Below are 13,179 nucleotides of genomic sequence, written 5' to 3'. Positions count from 1 at the left end.
GCGTCGCCACAAGCGCCGCCGACGTTCGGTGCTGAGCCAAGCTTAGCCGCAGACAGGTCGCCTGGATATTTCAGGAGGCAGAAGTCTCGATCAATTCGAGCAGATTGCCCTCGGGATCGTGCACATACGCGTACCTCATCCCGGCCGTGACCCCGGCCGCGGGAGAGGAGACGGCGCCGGCGCCGTGTTCTCCGGTCAACCGCTCGAAGGCCGCGTCGAGGTCGGCCACCTGCAGCGCGAGGTGAGCGAAGGTCTGGCTGGCTGTCGCGGCGAACGGATCGGCGTGGACGACGGCCTCGGACCCTGCCCGCTCGGTGAACTCCACCCGGAGGCCGGCGCCATCACTCAGTACCGCCGTCCGCACCCCCGCCTCCGGCAGTTCCAGCCGCTCGTCCACTGTCGTGAGCCCGAGCGCGTCGCGGTACCAGGTCTCCTGCTTGCTCAGGTCGGCAACCGAAATGCTGATGTGGTGAAACCGGAAGGCGGTCATCGTGGGGCTCCTCAAGGTTAGTAGCATTAACCAGGTTAATGCTACTAACCATAACCTCGCGATCCCAAACGACTCGCTTGTGTCCGGGGGCAGGAGTCCCGGACACAAGCGAGTCGGGCTTAGGCGGTGCGCCTGCGGCGGGTGATCAGGGTGACCGCGCCGAGGGCGAGCGCCACTGCGGTACCGGCGGCCAGGATCAGCCAGGCGCCGGGGGTGTCCTTCTGGGTCTGCTGTGCGGCTACGTCGTACCCACCGGCGGTGCCGTTTTTGGCGTAGGTGCTGCCGGCTTGCTTGTCCTGGTAGCGGTTGCTGACCTGCTGCCGGTACGCCGACAGCGCGATGGGTGCGCTCCCAATCGCCTTGGTGGCCTCGGGGTTGAGGGCTCGCAGGGTGGTGCCGTTGACGGCGTACCAGGCGCCGAGTTGCGGCTCGATGAGTAGCTTGGCGCCTCGGGCGGCCGCGGCCATCGTCGCCTCGGTGTTGCCGGTGGCGACGTTCACCGGGTGCCAGGCGCCGGCCTGGTCAGGGGCGGTGAAGACGGTGAGCTTGTCGGTGCCCTTGGTGGCCGGCGTGGCGATGTACCAGAGCGTGCCGACGTCACCGGCGCCGGTGCGGACGAAGTCGGCGCTCAACGCGTAGACCGGGATGACGTCCTGCTGGATGGCCAGCTTCGCGGTCGACTTGGCAGCGGCGGAGCCGGGTCGCTGGGCGGCTTTGCCCAGCAGTTTGGTGGCTTCCGTCGAGTGCGCGGCAGCGGCGGCCGCGGCGAGGTCGGGGCCGGGACCGCCGGCCGAGGCGGTGGTGGCGAAGGAGAAGGCGAGGAGGGTGCCGACGAGGCCGGCCGCTGTCCGTAGTACGAGCTTCTTCACAGGCATCATGGCTCAGGCTCCGATCCGGTAGAGCGAGTGCGTCCACTGGAACTGGGAGTTGTTCAGGTACCAGTTGTAGGTGGAGTAGTTGTACCGGGGATCGCTGCCCCACGGGTTGTAGTACTCGATCGTGGAGTCGGAGGAGTCGTAACCGATGATGTCCATCATGTGACCGCCGCCGGTCTTCCAGCCGATCCGGGTCATCACCGGGCGGTTGGCGTTGATCTCGGTCTGCAGGGTGGCGAAGCTCAGGGTGCCGCTGATGTAGCTGCCCTGGCTGATCCCGATCGTGCGGAACGCGCGCTGGTCGTTGGCCAGGGTGGCCTGGTCGTTCGGGCAGGTGCCGTTCTGGTTGTAGCCGAAGGCCATGTTGCAGAACTGGTTCTGCGAGTAGCTGCGGCCGTAGTACGCCGCGATGCTGTTGCCGGTGGCGGCCCAGCACCAGTTGGACTTCTGCTGGGCCTGGCCGGTGACGTTCAGGTACCGGCTGGCCAGCACCGTCGAGGCGGCGGGGGCGACCGGCGCGACGGTGCCAGAGGCGGTGGTGTCGGGGGCGGCGGTGTCAGGGGCGGCGGACGCGGCGGGGGCGAGCGGCAACAGGGCCGCCAGGCCGACGATCGTTGCCGCGAGCCACGACCTCGGACGGGGTGTGCTGACCCTCCTCATAGGGGGCCTCCTTCACTGGGGCGGTGAGGGCACTCATCGTGATCACCCGATCACGTCCGGACAAGCGCCAACGCGGGCCTCGCACGGCGGTGTGAACGGCAGACACCGGGTGAACGGCAGGGGACCGGTAACTGCCCGGCAGGGTTGTGAACGTTTACACTGACGCCGACCCGGCCTCGGCAAGGGAGTGGACGATGACGCAAGCGCGGACCCACATCCCCGACGTCGGCCCGGAGGCGCCGTTCGCCGATGCGCTCCGGGCAGCGATCGCGAACCGTGGCCTGGCCCTGAACCGGATCCAGGCCAGGCTCGCCGATCGTGGACTGCACGTCGGAGTCGCCACCCTCAGCACCTGGCAGAGCGGCAGCCGCCATCCACGGTCCGGTTCGCTCGCCGTCGTCACGGCGCTCGAGGAGCTGCTCGACCTGCCGGCCGGCTGGCTCGCCGTCCGGGTGCCCGCCATCGAGGCCCCCAGCCGCCCGTACGCCGTGGTGGCGAACGGGTCGACGCTCATCCGGCTGCTGGACGAAGTACGCCGCGATGCCCATGGCCGGCTGCGCAGCCTCACTGTCGTCGAGGAGATCGAGATGGGCGCGGACCGGAGCATGGTCTCGAAGCGGGTGATCCAGGCGCTGGTCGCGGTCAGGGACGTGGATCGGCTGATCGTCGTTCACCAGGGCGAACCGGGCTGCGACGCGCGCGAGATCGTGCCGCGCGGGCTGGCGGGCTGCCGTACCGGGCGAGTGGCTCGCGATCCGGAGGACGGCGCCGTGCTTGGTGAGTTGCTGCTGGATCGGACGTTGCTCGTGGGGGACACGGCTGTCGTGCACTACGAGATCGCGGACCAGAACGGGATCCCGTCGACGCAGTACTTCCGGTTCCACGAATGGGCCGGTACGCATCACGTGCTGGAGATCCAGTTCCATCGGTCGGCGATGCCGGTGCGGGTCACCGAGTTCCGTCGCCATCACTCGGGTGGCCCCGACGTGCTCCGCCGGGAGTTGATGATGGCCCCGGACGGCCGGGTGCACGTCGTCGTACCGGCTGCTGATCGGGGTGTGGTCGGGATCGACTGGGAGTGGGACTGATCGTCACCTGAGCGGGCTAGCCGCTTGGTTCGAGCTCTCGGCCGCAGATTTTGAGGAGGAGGTGCTGGGCGGGGGCTTCGAAGGGTTTGCCGGTGCCGTAGGTCCAGTCGAGGTCGGTGGCTTTGAGTTGGATGCCGGTGAGGTCCACGCCGAAGTACTTGAGGTGTTTGGGAGACAGACCGGCCAGGACGACGCGCATCCGTTCGGGTGGGACCGTACGGTCGATGCCTAGGGCAACGGTGATGTCGAGGCCGTGGATCACGTCGTGAGAGAGCGCTCCCTCGAACCCACCGCCCGGTGGCTTCCAGGGGTGGTCGACGTTGGCCGCCAGGCAGTCGGTGAGTTCGGCCGTGCTGAGTTCGGCGGCGTCGCGGCGGGCGAGGCGGTCGGACATCGGGTTGAACCTGCCGCCCGATTTGGCCAGCTCGAACAGGAAGCGGGACGTCGAGTAGCGGTAGGGCATCGTCAGGTGGGCGACGACTTCGCGGGTTCGCCAGCCTGCACAGAGACTGGGAGCGTCCCATTGGTCGGTGGGCAGTTCCTTGAGCAGGGTGGCCAGCTCGTGGCGTTCTGCGGCGATGAGTTGCCTGATGTCGGTCATTCGTCGCGTCCTCTCGTCCGTCGGTCACTTCACCGACGAACGGGACGGGCTCGGACGGACAGGTCAGAGGGCTGTCTCTTCGATTCTTCTGCGCAGGAAGGATCGCTCGGCTTCGGTGGTCGCCTTGGTGAGGGCTTCGCGGTAGGCGGTGGCGGCCTCGTCGAGACGGCCGGCCCGGCGCAGTAGATCCGCTCGGGTGGCCTGGAGCAGGTGGTAGTCCGACAGGGTGCCTGAGGCAACCAACTCGTCGACGAGGAGCAGCCCGGCTTCGGGGCCTTCGGCCATACCGATCGCGACCGCCTGGTTGAGTCTGGCCACTGGCGTGGGGGAGAAGCCGGCCAGCTGCGCATACAGGCCGGCGATCTGCGGCCAGTCGGTGTCGTCCGCGGTGTGCGCGGTCGCGTGGCAGGCGGCGATGGCGGCCTGGATCTGGTACGGACCTGGCTCGCGTCGACGGAGGGCCCGCTCCAGGATCTCGGTGCCCAGGGAGATCAGCTCGGCGTCCCAGCGGCCCCGGTCCTGCTCTTCCAAGGGGATCAGTTGTCCGGAGCCGTCTTGCCGGCCGGCCTTTCGGGCGTCGTGGAGGAGCATCAGCGCGAGCATCCCGCTGACTTCGGGTTCGTCGGGCATCAGGCTGGCGAGCACTTGGGTCAGGCGGATTGCTTCGGCGGTGAGATTTCGGCGTACGAGGTCTGCGCCGGTACTGGCGGTGTAGCCCTCGTTGAAGAGTAGGTAGAGCACGGCGAGCACTGCGGGCGTGCGGTCGGGGAGCAACTGCGCCGGCGGTACGCGGTAGGGGATCGCCGCGTTCTTGATCTTCTGCTTGGCCCGCCCGATCCGCTTCTGCATGGTCTGCTCAGGCACGAGGAACGCCCGCGCGATCTCGGCTGTACTGAGCCCCGCCAGCGTCCGAAGCGTCAGCGCCACCCGTGCCTCCAGCCCCAACGCCGGATGGCAACAGGTGAACATCAGCCGCAGCAGATCATCCGGCACAACATCGTCCTGCTCCTCGAAAGGCGCCGGCACCACGTCCTCGGCCATGACGGCCACCTCCCGCAACTTGGCAGCCCCCACCGCCTCCCGGCGGATCCGATCGACAGCCCGATGACGGGCCGTCGTAGTCAGCCAGGCCCCCGGCTTCCGCGGAACCCCATCCCGCGGCCATCGCTCCAGCGCCGCCGCGAATGCCTCCTGCGCACACTCCTCCGCAAGCTCCCAGTCGCCGGTAACCCGAATCAACGTCGCAACAACCTGCCCCCACTCCTCCCGAAAAACCCGCGCAACAACCGCCTCGACGCCATCGGCCGGCTCGCCACCTCCGCCGACCAGCTCGTCGCTGCAGCCGACCAGGTCGCCGGTCCCGGGCATTCGGTCGACCGGCTTGCGGTGTTGTGGGGTCACTGGATGGTGGGCGTGGTTCCGTCCAGGACCGGGCGGATCTCGATGGTGCCGTAGCCGGCCGCTGGGTGCTGGGCGGCGATCTCGATGGCCTCGTCGAGGTCGGCGCACTCGATCAGGACGAAGCCGCCGACCACTTCCTTGGTCTCGGCGAACGGGCCGTCGGTGAGCAGCACCTCGGCGTTGCGCACCCGCACGGTCGTGGCGTCGGTGGCCGGGGCGAGCCCGGCGCCACCGCGGACGACCCCTCGGCGTTCCATCTCCTCGGACCAGCCACCACAGCCGTCGTTGGCGTGCTCGGCGGCAGTTTCGTCGCCGCAGATCATCAGTAGGTACTTCACACGATCCTCCTCATACCCGACCGACGAACGGCAACGGCGCAGACGGACATCCAGCTTCCTGGAAATCTAACCGAGTTCGGCGAGGATTGCCGCGATCTGTTGCTCTGCCTCCTGAGGTGGGGGAGCGGAGACGGTGAGGCTGTCGAGGACTTGGGTGTAGGCGTCGAGGTCGTCGCGTTTGTCGAGATAGAGCGCGCTGGTCAGATGCTCCAGGTAGACGACGTCGGGCAGGTCCGCCTCGGGGAAGCGCAGCACGCTGAACGCACCGGCGGTCGCCGCGTGCCCGGGGCTGCCGAGTGGGATGACCTGCACGGTAACGTTCGGCCGGTGGATGGCCTCGATCAGCGCGGCCAGTTGCTCCCGCAGGACGGCCGGCCCGCCGATCGGGCGTCGTAGTACGGACTCCTCGATCACTGCCCACAGACGCAGTGGGGGATCGCGGTCGAGCACCGCTTGGCGGGTCTTGCGCAGGGCGACGACCCGGTCGAGCTCCTCGATCGATCGCGCAGTCCCGGACGTGAGTGCCGCGACAGCCCGCGTGTACTCCGGGGTCTGCAGCAGGCCCGGCACGAACTGCACCTCGTATGTCCGGATGAGGTCCGCGGCCGCCTCGAGCCCGAGGTATGCGTCGAACCAGTCCGGGGTGACATCGTGGTACCGCTGCCACCAGCCGCGGTTGTTCGCATCCCGGGCGAGCTGGACCAGCCGCTCCCGCTCGCCGGGCTCGCTCACGGAGTACAGGGTGAGGAGATCCTCGATGTCGCGCACCTTGAACCCGACCCGCCCGAGCTCCATCCGGCTGATCTTCGACTCCGACGCCCGGATCGCCCAGCCGGCCTCCGGCCGCGTCACTCCGGCACGCTCGCGCAACCGCCGCAGATGCGCTCCCAGCATGATTCGCAACGCGGTGGGCCCCGCCTCACTCCGCCCAGCCATGCCTCCACTCTACATCATTTTCGAACAGGTGTTCGGGGCGTTTCAGGGGAAGGCTTTCCAGTGCCCCTCGGAGATGACCTCGACGGTGCCGCCGGTCACCTTGATGGCGGTCTGGTCGTCGATGGCGTAGGCCGGGACCGCGATGCCGGCGGCCCAGTCCTCCGCGTCAGCCATCGTGTTGCCCGGCATGTCCGGGTGGTCAAGATGGGGGTAGATCGCGAAATCGACGACCCCGAGCGTGCGGTCGTCCGGCGCGGACGGCCACTTGACGAAGTCAGGCCCGATCCGCGGTGTCATCACCATGCTGCCGGCGCTGAGTCCCACCCAGACCGTCTCGGGGAGCGACGAGATGACGTCCGCCAGCCCTGACTGTCGCATCCAGTGGTACAGGTACGTCGCTTCGCCGCCGTCCACCAGCAGCACGTCGGCCTCCCGGACCCACGGCACCCACCGCTCCTCGCCGATGCTGGGCAGCGCGGTGAGTTCGAGGACGCCCAAGGATGCCCAGTCCAGGCTGGTCATCGAGTGCCACGGAGGCACGCCGGCGACGAAGTTGCGCACCGAGGCGGGTCCGAGCATCGGGTGGCCCCACTGCGCGGTGGGGATGCAGAGCGCACGGCACTCGGAGATCGGTTTGCCCAGCAGCTCGACCAGCGCAGCGCGGATGCTCTCGTTCGTGATGCCGCCGGATGTGAGCAGGAGCTTCACAAGACCTCCCGTCGTTGAATGGGGTGGAATCGTAGAGCCTAGTGGTCGGCGCTACATCCGGGCTCTGAGTACGTCGAACTCGCAGCCCGGTGTGTTCGGGTCGAAGCCGTGCTCGATCAGCCAGCGGGAAGCCAGCAGGCTTCGCAGCGACCACCACGCCCGAATCGCCTCGAGGTCGACGTCGGTCCCGTAGCCGGCGAGTACCTGGTCGAGGCGCTCCTCGTGACCGAGCGTCAAGCTGGCCAGGTCGAACATCGCGTCGCCCTGGCTCGCCTCGGACCAGTCGATGATGCCGGTGACCTTGTCGCCGTCGACGAAGACATGGGTGATCTGCAGGTCGCCGTGGACGAAGGCCGGCGTCCACGGCCGGAACACGGCCTGGGCGACCTCGCGGTTGCGGATGACCAGGTCGGCGGGAAGGACGCCGCTGGTGATGAGCCAGTCGCACTCCTTCTCGAGGTCTGCCGCGATCCCGTCAGGGCTCTTCTTGCTCGGCCATGGCGGCAGCGGAGCTTCGTGCAGCTGCCGGATGGCGGCGCCGGCTGCGGCCCAGGCTGCCGGTGAGGCGGCCGACGGTTCACCGAGTACGCCGAGCGCCTTCCCGGGTACGGCGGCGATCGCGAGTACGGGCGGCTTGTGCCAGAGGATCTGCGGGGTCGGTACCGGCGCCAGCGTGACCGCCTCGACCTCGACATCGAGGTTCGTCTGATTCGAGTCGATCTTCAGGAACACGTCTCCGACCCGCAGCGTCACGCGCTCGCTGTGGGCAACGACGACCTCGACCTCGTTCACGCTGGCCATTCTCGTGGACACGCTCAGCGACGTCACCGGAATTTCCTAGAGGGCAGCCGCCCAGTTGGCCGGGTCGTCTCCGGCGGGGATGGCCGTGATGGCGCGCCACAACGTCAGAGTTCTCAGCCACTGGTGTTCGAGGTCGCTGAGCGGCCGGACCGATTCATACCCGTCGAGGAAGGCCTTGCGGACCGTCGCGGGCGTCGGCTGCCACTTGGTGAAGTGGGTGCCGAGCACCACGAACGAGTTCGCCAGGTCGCGGACGCGGTAGTCCCAGGCGACCTCGTCGAAGTCGATGACCGCGACAACCTCCGACTCGGCCATCAGGATGTTGGCGGCCCGATAGTCGTTGTGGATCAGCTGCGGCTCGGCGTCGATCGGCGCCAGCGACACCAACTGGGCGCGCAATTCCTCCGATGCGGCCGGCGCCAGCCCGCCGTCCTGATGCTCCAGCCAGCTCTCGATGCGCCGGTGCAGATCCAAGTCCTGCGCCTTCGCGCGCAGCGAGCTGTCCTCGTACTTGGCCAAGGCGCTGTGCAGTTCGGCCAGGCAAGCGCCGGCGTTGCGGACCGCGGGCTCGTCGCTGATCTCCAGCAGGTCACCGACGACCTGCGGTTGCACCGTCATCGACAGCGGCAACGATCCCGAGTGAACGATCACTCGGTACCGCCGATCGATGCCCGCAACCGGAGCCGCCACAGGCACGCCTTGCTGGTGCAGTTTGTCCAGCAAGTTCGCGATCGCGGTGAACTTCTCGAACAGCTCCTGCGCCCGGGACCACTTCACCACCAACGCACCATGGTCCGTACTGACCCAGGCGATCGCGTTCTGGTCGCTGATCAGAATCCGTTGGCAGGCCTCCACCTCGAGCCCCCAACTCTCGGCAAGCACCTTGGAGAGCCAACTCGCCGCATCCTCAAAGCCGGCCAGCCCGAACCGCTCCCGCAGCGCCGCCCGCGGCTCGGCCGATTCCCACAACATCGAAAGTCCCGTTGGAAACATCCAGCGAAGCTTAGTACGGGCGGTGCGGGAAATTAGATGAGCTATTTATCTAAGTTGCTTATATAGTTGGCCGGGTGAGCCGGGAGCTGAGCATCAGTGAGTTGGTTGAGGTGATGGGGGAGTTCACCCGGATGAACATCCGGTTGCCTGCCACCCAGCGGTTGAGCTTCACCACTCTGTCCGTGCTGCACACGTTGGCGACCGTCGGGCCTCAGCGGCTGGGCGAGTTGACCGCCAGTGAGCAGGTCACACAGCCGGCGGTTACGCAGATCGTCACCAGGCTGGAGCGGGAAGGGCTGGTCGAGCGGCGTGCGGATCCGTCGGACGGGCGGGCGGTGCTCGTGCACCTCACCGCGGCGGGAGCGGCGGTCGTGCGCGGGCGGCAGGAGGAGCGGATGGTGCGGTTGACCGAGCTCGCCGAGCGGCTCACGCCCGCGGAACGATCCAGGATCCAGGCCGCGCTGCCCGCGCTGACGCGCCTGGTCGAGCTCCATCGAGCATCGGGTGAGGAATGAGCGACTTTCCGTTGGAAGCAACGCAGATCCACGTCTCGGACGAAGTACTGGACGATCTTCGCCAGCGACTGGCCCTGACCCGGTGGCCGCAGGATGTCGGCAACGAGGACTGGTACTACGGGGTGCGGCGCGACTACTTGGAGGAGCTGGTCGAGTACTGGCGCACCGAGTACGACTGGCGGAAGGCCGAAGCGGCGATCAACGCGTACGAGCACTACCGCGTCGAGGTCGATGGCGTACCGGTGCACTTCCTGCGCAAACCTGGCGTGGGGCCGAATCCGGTTCCGCTGATCCTCACGCACGGCTGGCCGTGGACCTTCTGGCACTGGTCGAAGGTGATCGACCCGCTGGCCGACCCGGCGTCGTTCGGCGGCGATCCGGCCGACGCGTTCGACGTGATCGTGCCGTCGTTCCCCGGCTTCGGGTTCTCCACGCCGTTGCCGGACAACCCGGACATGAACTACTGGAAGGTCGCCGACCTCTGGCACGAGCTGATGACTCAGACGCTCGGCTACGCGAAGTACGCCGCGGCCGGCTGCGATGTCGGCGCGATGGTGACCGGGCAGCTCGGTCACAAGTACGCCGATGAGCTCTACGCGATCCACATCGGCTCAGGCCAGAAGCTCGACCTGTTCAGCGGCGACCGCGGCTGGGACCTGAGCGGCGGCCACCCCATCCCCGAAGGCCTGCCGCCCGCCGTCCACGCACGCATCGTCGAGCTGGAGAAGCGCTTCGCCACCCATCTCGCCGTGCACGTCCTCGACCCGAGCACCCTCTCGTACGGCCTGTCCGACTCGCCCACGGGCATGCTCGCCTGGATCCTCCAGCGCTGGCGGAGCTGGAGCGACAACGGCGGCGACCTGGAGACGGTCTTCTCCAAGGACGACCTGCTCACCCACGCGATGATCTTCTGGGTCAACAACGCGATCGGCACGTCGATCCGCACCTACTCCAACAACAACCGCTACCCCTGGACGCCCTCCCACGACCGCCACCCCGCGATCGAGGCCCCCACCGGCATCACCTTCGTCGCCCACGAGAACCCACCCGGCATCACCACCGACCGCCGCGTCCAGCACTTCCTCGACAGCGACCGAGCCCCTTGGTACAACCACGTCAACCTCACCGCCCACCCCACCGGCGGCCACTTCATCCCCTGGGAACTCCCCACCCAATGGACCACCGACCTCCGCAACACCTTCCGCCCTTACCGCCCCTGATCCACCGCTCGACCAACCCACCCGACCGCTCTTGACCATCCCGCCCGTACCGCCCCGATCCACTCCGCCCGGGCCGCCCTGGCCCTCCCGCTCGTTGTGCCGCTGACCCACCGCGCCGCGCCGCCCCCTGGCCATCCCGCTCGTAGTGCCGCTGATCCGCCCCGCCCCCACCGACCCTGATCCACCGCCCGGCCCATCCGACGACCCCGCGGCCGCGGCCGGGGCCTCTGGTACGGGTGCGGGTGCGACGGACGGTGACTGCCTTTGGTGCCGCTGACGCGATGCGTTGACACCACGGCCAGACTCAACGCGCCAGCGCCCGCCAGCGCCCGCCAGCGCCCGCCAGCGCCCGCTGGCGCCGCCAGTGCCCGCTAACCTCCGCCAACCTCAGCTGAGCCGCAGCGGGCTGCGACGACCCTGGTGGCCGGCTCTTGGACGACTTTGTGCTCGACGTGAGTGGATCCGTGGCCCTGGGTTCAAGGGGTGAGTGCAATGCCTTGGAGTTTGGGGTGGTTTTGGTGGGTGCGTCTGGGTGTGGTTCGTCGGGAGTTCTGGGTTTTGGTCCGGGCTGGCTGGCCGCCTGCTCGTGCTGGGGTGGCTGTGGGGGTGGCGGGGAGTACCGGGCGGCGGTGGATGGCTGAGACTGGTGGGGTGTCTCCTGGTGTGGTGTTGTGTCCGCCGGTTGTGCCGGCGCGTTCGACCGGGCGCCGGTTGACGATCGAGGATCGTGAAGAGATCGCGCGGGGTGTGGCGGAGAAGGTCTCGATCAATGAGATCGGTCGGCGGATCGGGTTCGCGGCATCGAGTGTGAAACGGGAACTGGACCGCAACAAGGGCAGCCGGCACAACGCTCGGTACCGGGCTGCGTTTCGGCCCGGACATGTCTGGATCGGGCGGCCGGGCGAGACGAAGTACTCGCCCAGTGCGGCGATTCGGCGCGCTGAGAGGCTGGCGCGACGCCCGAAGACCGCGAAACTGGCTGCGAACCAGCTGCTGCGTGACGAGGTCCAGGCGCGGCTGAAACTCAAGGACAGTCCGCAGCAGATCGCCGGCCGGCTGGTGCTGGACTTTCCTGACGATCCGGAGATGCGTGTGAGCCACGAGACGATCTACCAATCGCTGTATGTGCAGGGCCGCGGTGCGCTGAAACGTGAACTGACCATGTGCCTGCGGACCGGCCGGGCGATCCGCAAACCCCACCGGCGCGCTGACGAGCGCCGGGCCCAGACCCGGATCACCGGGATCGTGTCGATCAGCGAGCGGCCCGCCGACGTCGAGGACCGGGCCGTGCCCGGCCACTGGGAAGGCGACCTGATCTGTGGCACCCAGAACAAGTCCGCGATCGGGACCCTCGTCGAGCGCACCACCGGATTCGTCATCCTCTTGCACCTGCCCCACGATCACGGCGCTATCGCGGTGCAGGAAGCGATGATCCACAAGATGGCGCAGCTGCCGGAGATCTTGCTGCGGACCCTGACCTGGGACCGCGGCATCGAGATGGCCAACCACGCCCAGATCGCCGCCGCGACCGGCCTGGACATCTACTTCTGCGATCCCCACTCACCCTGGCAACGCGGTACCAACGAAAACACCAACGGGCTCCTGCGCCAGTACTTCCCCAAAGCCACCGACCTGTCCGGCTACCACCCCGACTACCTCGACTACGTCGCAGCCCAACTCAACAACCGCCCCCGCAAACGCCACGAATACCAAACCCCCGCCGAACGCCTCGACCAACTACTCTCAAACCCGACCGATACAACCGGCATTGCACTCACCAGTTGAATTCACCGGCCGGGGAATGCTCAGGTGGAGCACAAGGTGCCCTAGGCAACTGGTCCGGACCTCCAGTACATCAATCGCCCTCGGCGCACCGGTTGCCGAGGCTGCCGGGGGCGGGTGGGTGGGGGTGATTGATGGGCTGGCGGTCCGGTTCGGGTTGGCTGCCGCACGCCGACCCGGTGGGGGAGCGTTTGCCTCGGTGTGTCGGGGTGGTTTGGAGGGGTTGGTGTGTGGTAGCGACCCGGCAGGGGCTGTTGGTCGCTGTGCGACAGGTGCCCGGGCGGGAGATGGTGCTGTCGCGTGGACCGGAAGGATGGTCGCGGTCTTGTCGTCCGGTGTCGAGGAGGCGAGCGGGGGTGCGGGTGGTCGTCGGTGCATGCCTAACTTGCCGGGTATGCGGTTACCTGCGGCGTGTCGGGGTGGTTCGCGGGGGTTGTGCGTGCAGGGCGGTCCGGGCGATGCATTTGGGGTCGTCCTCCGGACCGCCAGACGGTCCGCCCTGGCGCAGGCTCCGGCAAGTCGGATCCGCCGGCTCCCGCAAGTCGGGTTCCGCCGGCCCCCCAAGACGAGTCCGGCGACTCCCGCCATGCGAGAGCGCCAGGCGTTGGCGGTGAACCTGTCGATCGTTGCCGTACTTCCCAGCGGCTCCGGGACAGCTGCGTCCTTCCCTGGTCGTGGGGGGGGGGGGGGGGGGGGGGGGGGGGGGGGGGGGGGGGGGGGGGGGGGGGGGGGGGGGGGGGGGGGGGGGGGGGGGGGGGGGGGGGGGGGGGG

The 13,179-nt window shown here is 68.2% G+C and carries 14 protein-coding genes; 4 read left to right on the top strand and 10 right to left on the bottom strand.

Going from position 1 to position 13,179, the window contains the following annotated elements; genetic code table 11:
* Window positions 1-70: 70 nt before the first annotated feature.
* The 3 genes from ACIA12_RS07355 to ACIA12_RS07345 form a co-directional block, all read right to left on the bottom strand.
* The gene (locus ACIA12_RS07355) at window positions 71-490 is read right to left on the bottom strand and encodes a VOC family protein (RefSeq protein ID WP_396366052.1); all 420 of its coding nucleotides are present in this window, start codon (window positions 488-490) and stop codon (window positions 71-73) included.
* Between the two features lie 119 nt (window positions 491-609).
* Entirely contained in the window at window positions 610-1,368 is a 759-nt protein-coding gene (locus ACIA12_RS07350) for a hypothetical protein (RefSeq protein ID WP_396366051.1), read from the bottom strand.
* Window positions 1,369-1,371: 3 nt separating this feature from the next.
* Window positions 1,372-2,025: a papain-like cysteine protease family protein gene (locus tag ACIA12_RS07345; protein WP_396366050.1), complete on the bottom strand. Its 654-nt coding sequence runs from the start codon at window positions 2,023-2,025 to the stop codon at window positions 1,372-1,374.
* Between the two features lie 194 nt (window positions 2,026-2,219).
* Here ACIA12_RS07345 and ACIA12_RS07340 point away from each other — a divergent pair, with 194 nt between their 5' ends.
* Window positions 2,220-3,113 carry a hypothetical protein gene (locus ACIA12_RS07340; RefSeq protein WP_396366049.1) on the top strand — a complete coding sequence of 298 codons (894 nt, stop codon included), beginning with the start codon at window positions 2,220-2,222 and terminating at the stop codon, window positions 3,111-3,113.
* 16 nt (window positions 3,114-3,129) lie between these two features.
* On the opposite strand, the gene ACIA12_RS07335 is transcribed toward ACIA12_RS07340, so the two are convergent.
* From ACIA12_RS07335 to ACIA12_RS07305, 7 genes are all read right to left on the bottom strand, one after another.
* The gene (locus ACIA12_RS07335) at window positions 3,130-3,714 is read right to left on the bottom strand and encodes a maleylpyruvate isomerase family mycothiol-dependent enzyme (protein ID WP_396366048.1); all 585 of its coding nucleotides are present in this window, start codon (window positions 3,712-3,714) and stop codon (window positions 3,130-3,132) included.
* 63 nt (window positions 3,715-3,777) lie between these two features.
* The gene (locus ACIA12_RS07330; protein ID WP_396366047.1) at window positions 3,778-5,082 is read right to left on the bottom strand and encodes an RNA polymerase sigma factor; all 1,305 of its coding nucleotides are present in this window, start codon (window positions 5,080-5,082) and stop codon (window positions 3,778-3,780) included.
* A gap of 29 nt (window positions 5,083-5,111) precedes the next feature.
* The gene (locus tag ACIA12_RS07325) at window positions 5,112-5,453 is read right to left on the bottom strand and encodes a YciI family protein (protein WP_396366046.1); all 342 of its coding nucleotides are present in this window, start codon (window positions 5,451-5,453) and stop codon (window positions 5,112-5,114) included.
* A 66-nt stretch (window positions 5,454-5,519) separates the two neighbouring features.
* Window positions 5,520-6,389 carry a helix-turn-helix domain-containing protein gene (locus tag ACIA12_RS07320; protein WP_396366045.1) on the bottom strand — a complete coding sequence of 290 codons (870 nt, stop codon included), beginning with the start codon at window positions 6,387-6,389 and terminating at the stop codon, window positions 5,520-5,522.
* A gap of 42 nt (window positions 6,390-6,431) precedes the next feature.
* Complete coding sequence (locus ACIA12_RS07315; protein WP_396366044.1) at window positions 6,432-7,097, bottom strand: Type 1 glutamine amidotransferase-like domain-containing protein; 666 nt, start codon at window positions 7,095-7,097, stop codon at window positions 6,432-6,434.
* A 51-nt stretch (window positions 7,098-7,148) separates the two neighbouring features.
* Entirely contained in the window at window positions 7,149-7,889 is a 741-nt protein-coding gene (locus ACIA12_RS07310) for a phosphotransferase family protein (protein WP_396366043.1), read from the bottom strand.
* 45 nt (window positions 7,890-7,934) lie between these two features.
* A complete protein-coding gene (locus tag ACIA12_RS07305; protein WP_396366042.1) occupies window positions 7,935-8,870 on the bottom strand; it encodes a phosphotransferase in 936 nt (311 codons plus the stop codon).
* A 95-nt stretch (window positions 8,871-8,965) separates the two neighbouring features.
* Here ACIA12_RS07305 and ACIA12_RS07300 point away from each other — a divergent pair, with 95 nt between their 5' ends.
* The 3 genes from ACIA12_RS07300 (at window position 8,966) to ACIA12_RS07290 (ending at window position 12,411) form a co-directional block, all read left to right on the top strand.
* Window positions 8,966-9,406, top strand: a complete 441-nt coding sequence (locus tag ACIA12_RS07300; RefSeq protein WP_396366041.1) for a MarR family transcriptional regulator — start codon at window positions 8,966-8,968, stop codon at window positions 9,404-9,406.
* Complete coding sequence (locus ACIA12_RS07295) at window positions 9,403-10,626, top strand: epoxide hydrolase family protein (protein WP_396366040.1); 1,224 nt, start codon at window positions 9,403-9,405, stop codon at window positions 10,624-10,626. The genes ACIA12_RS07300 and ACIA12_RS07295 overlap by 4 nt, the downstream gene beginning before the upstream one ends.
* Before the next feature lie 633 nt (window positions 10,627-11,259).
* Window positions 11,260-12,411, top strand: a complete 1,152-nt coding sequence (locus tag ACIA12_RS07290) for an IS30 family transposase (RefSeq protein ID WP_396366039.1) — start codon at window positions 11,260-11,262, stop codon at window positions 12,409-12,411.
* Window positions 12,412-13,179 lie beyond the last annotated feature (768 nt).

The organism is Kribbella sp. NPDC051620 (genome assembly GCF_044453825.1).
GTDB lineage: Bacteria > Actinomycetota > Actinomycetes > Propionibacteriales > Kribbellaceae > Kribbella.
The sequence above is the reverse complement of the archived record's forward strand: the minus strand, read 5'-3'. Positions and strand labels throughout refer to the sequence as shown.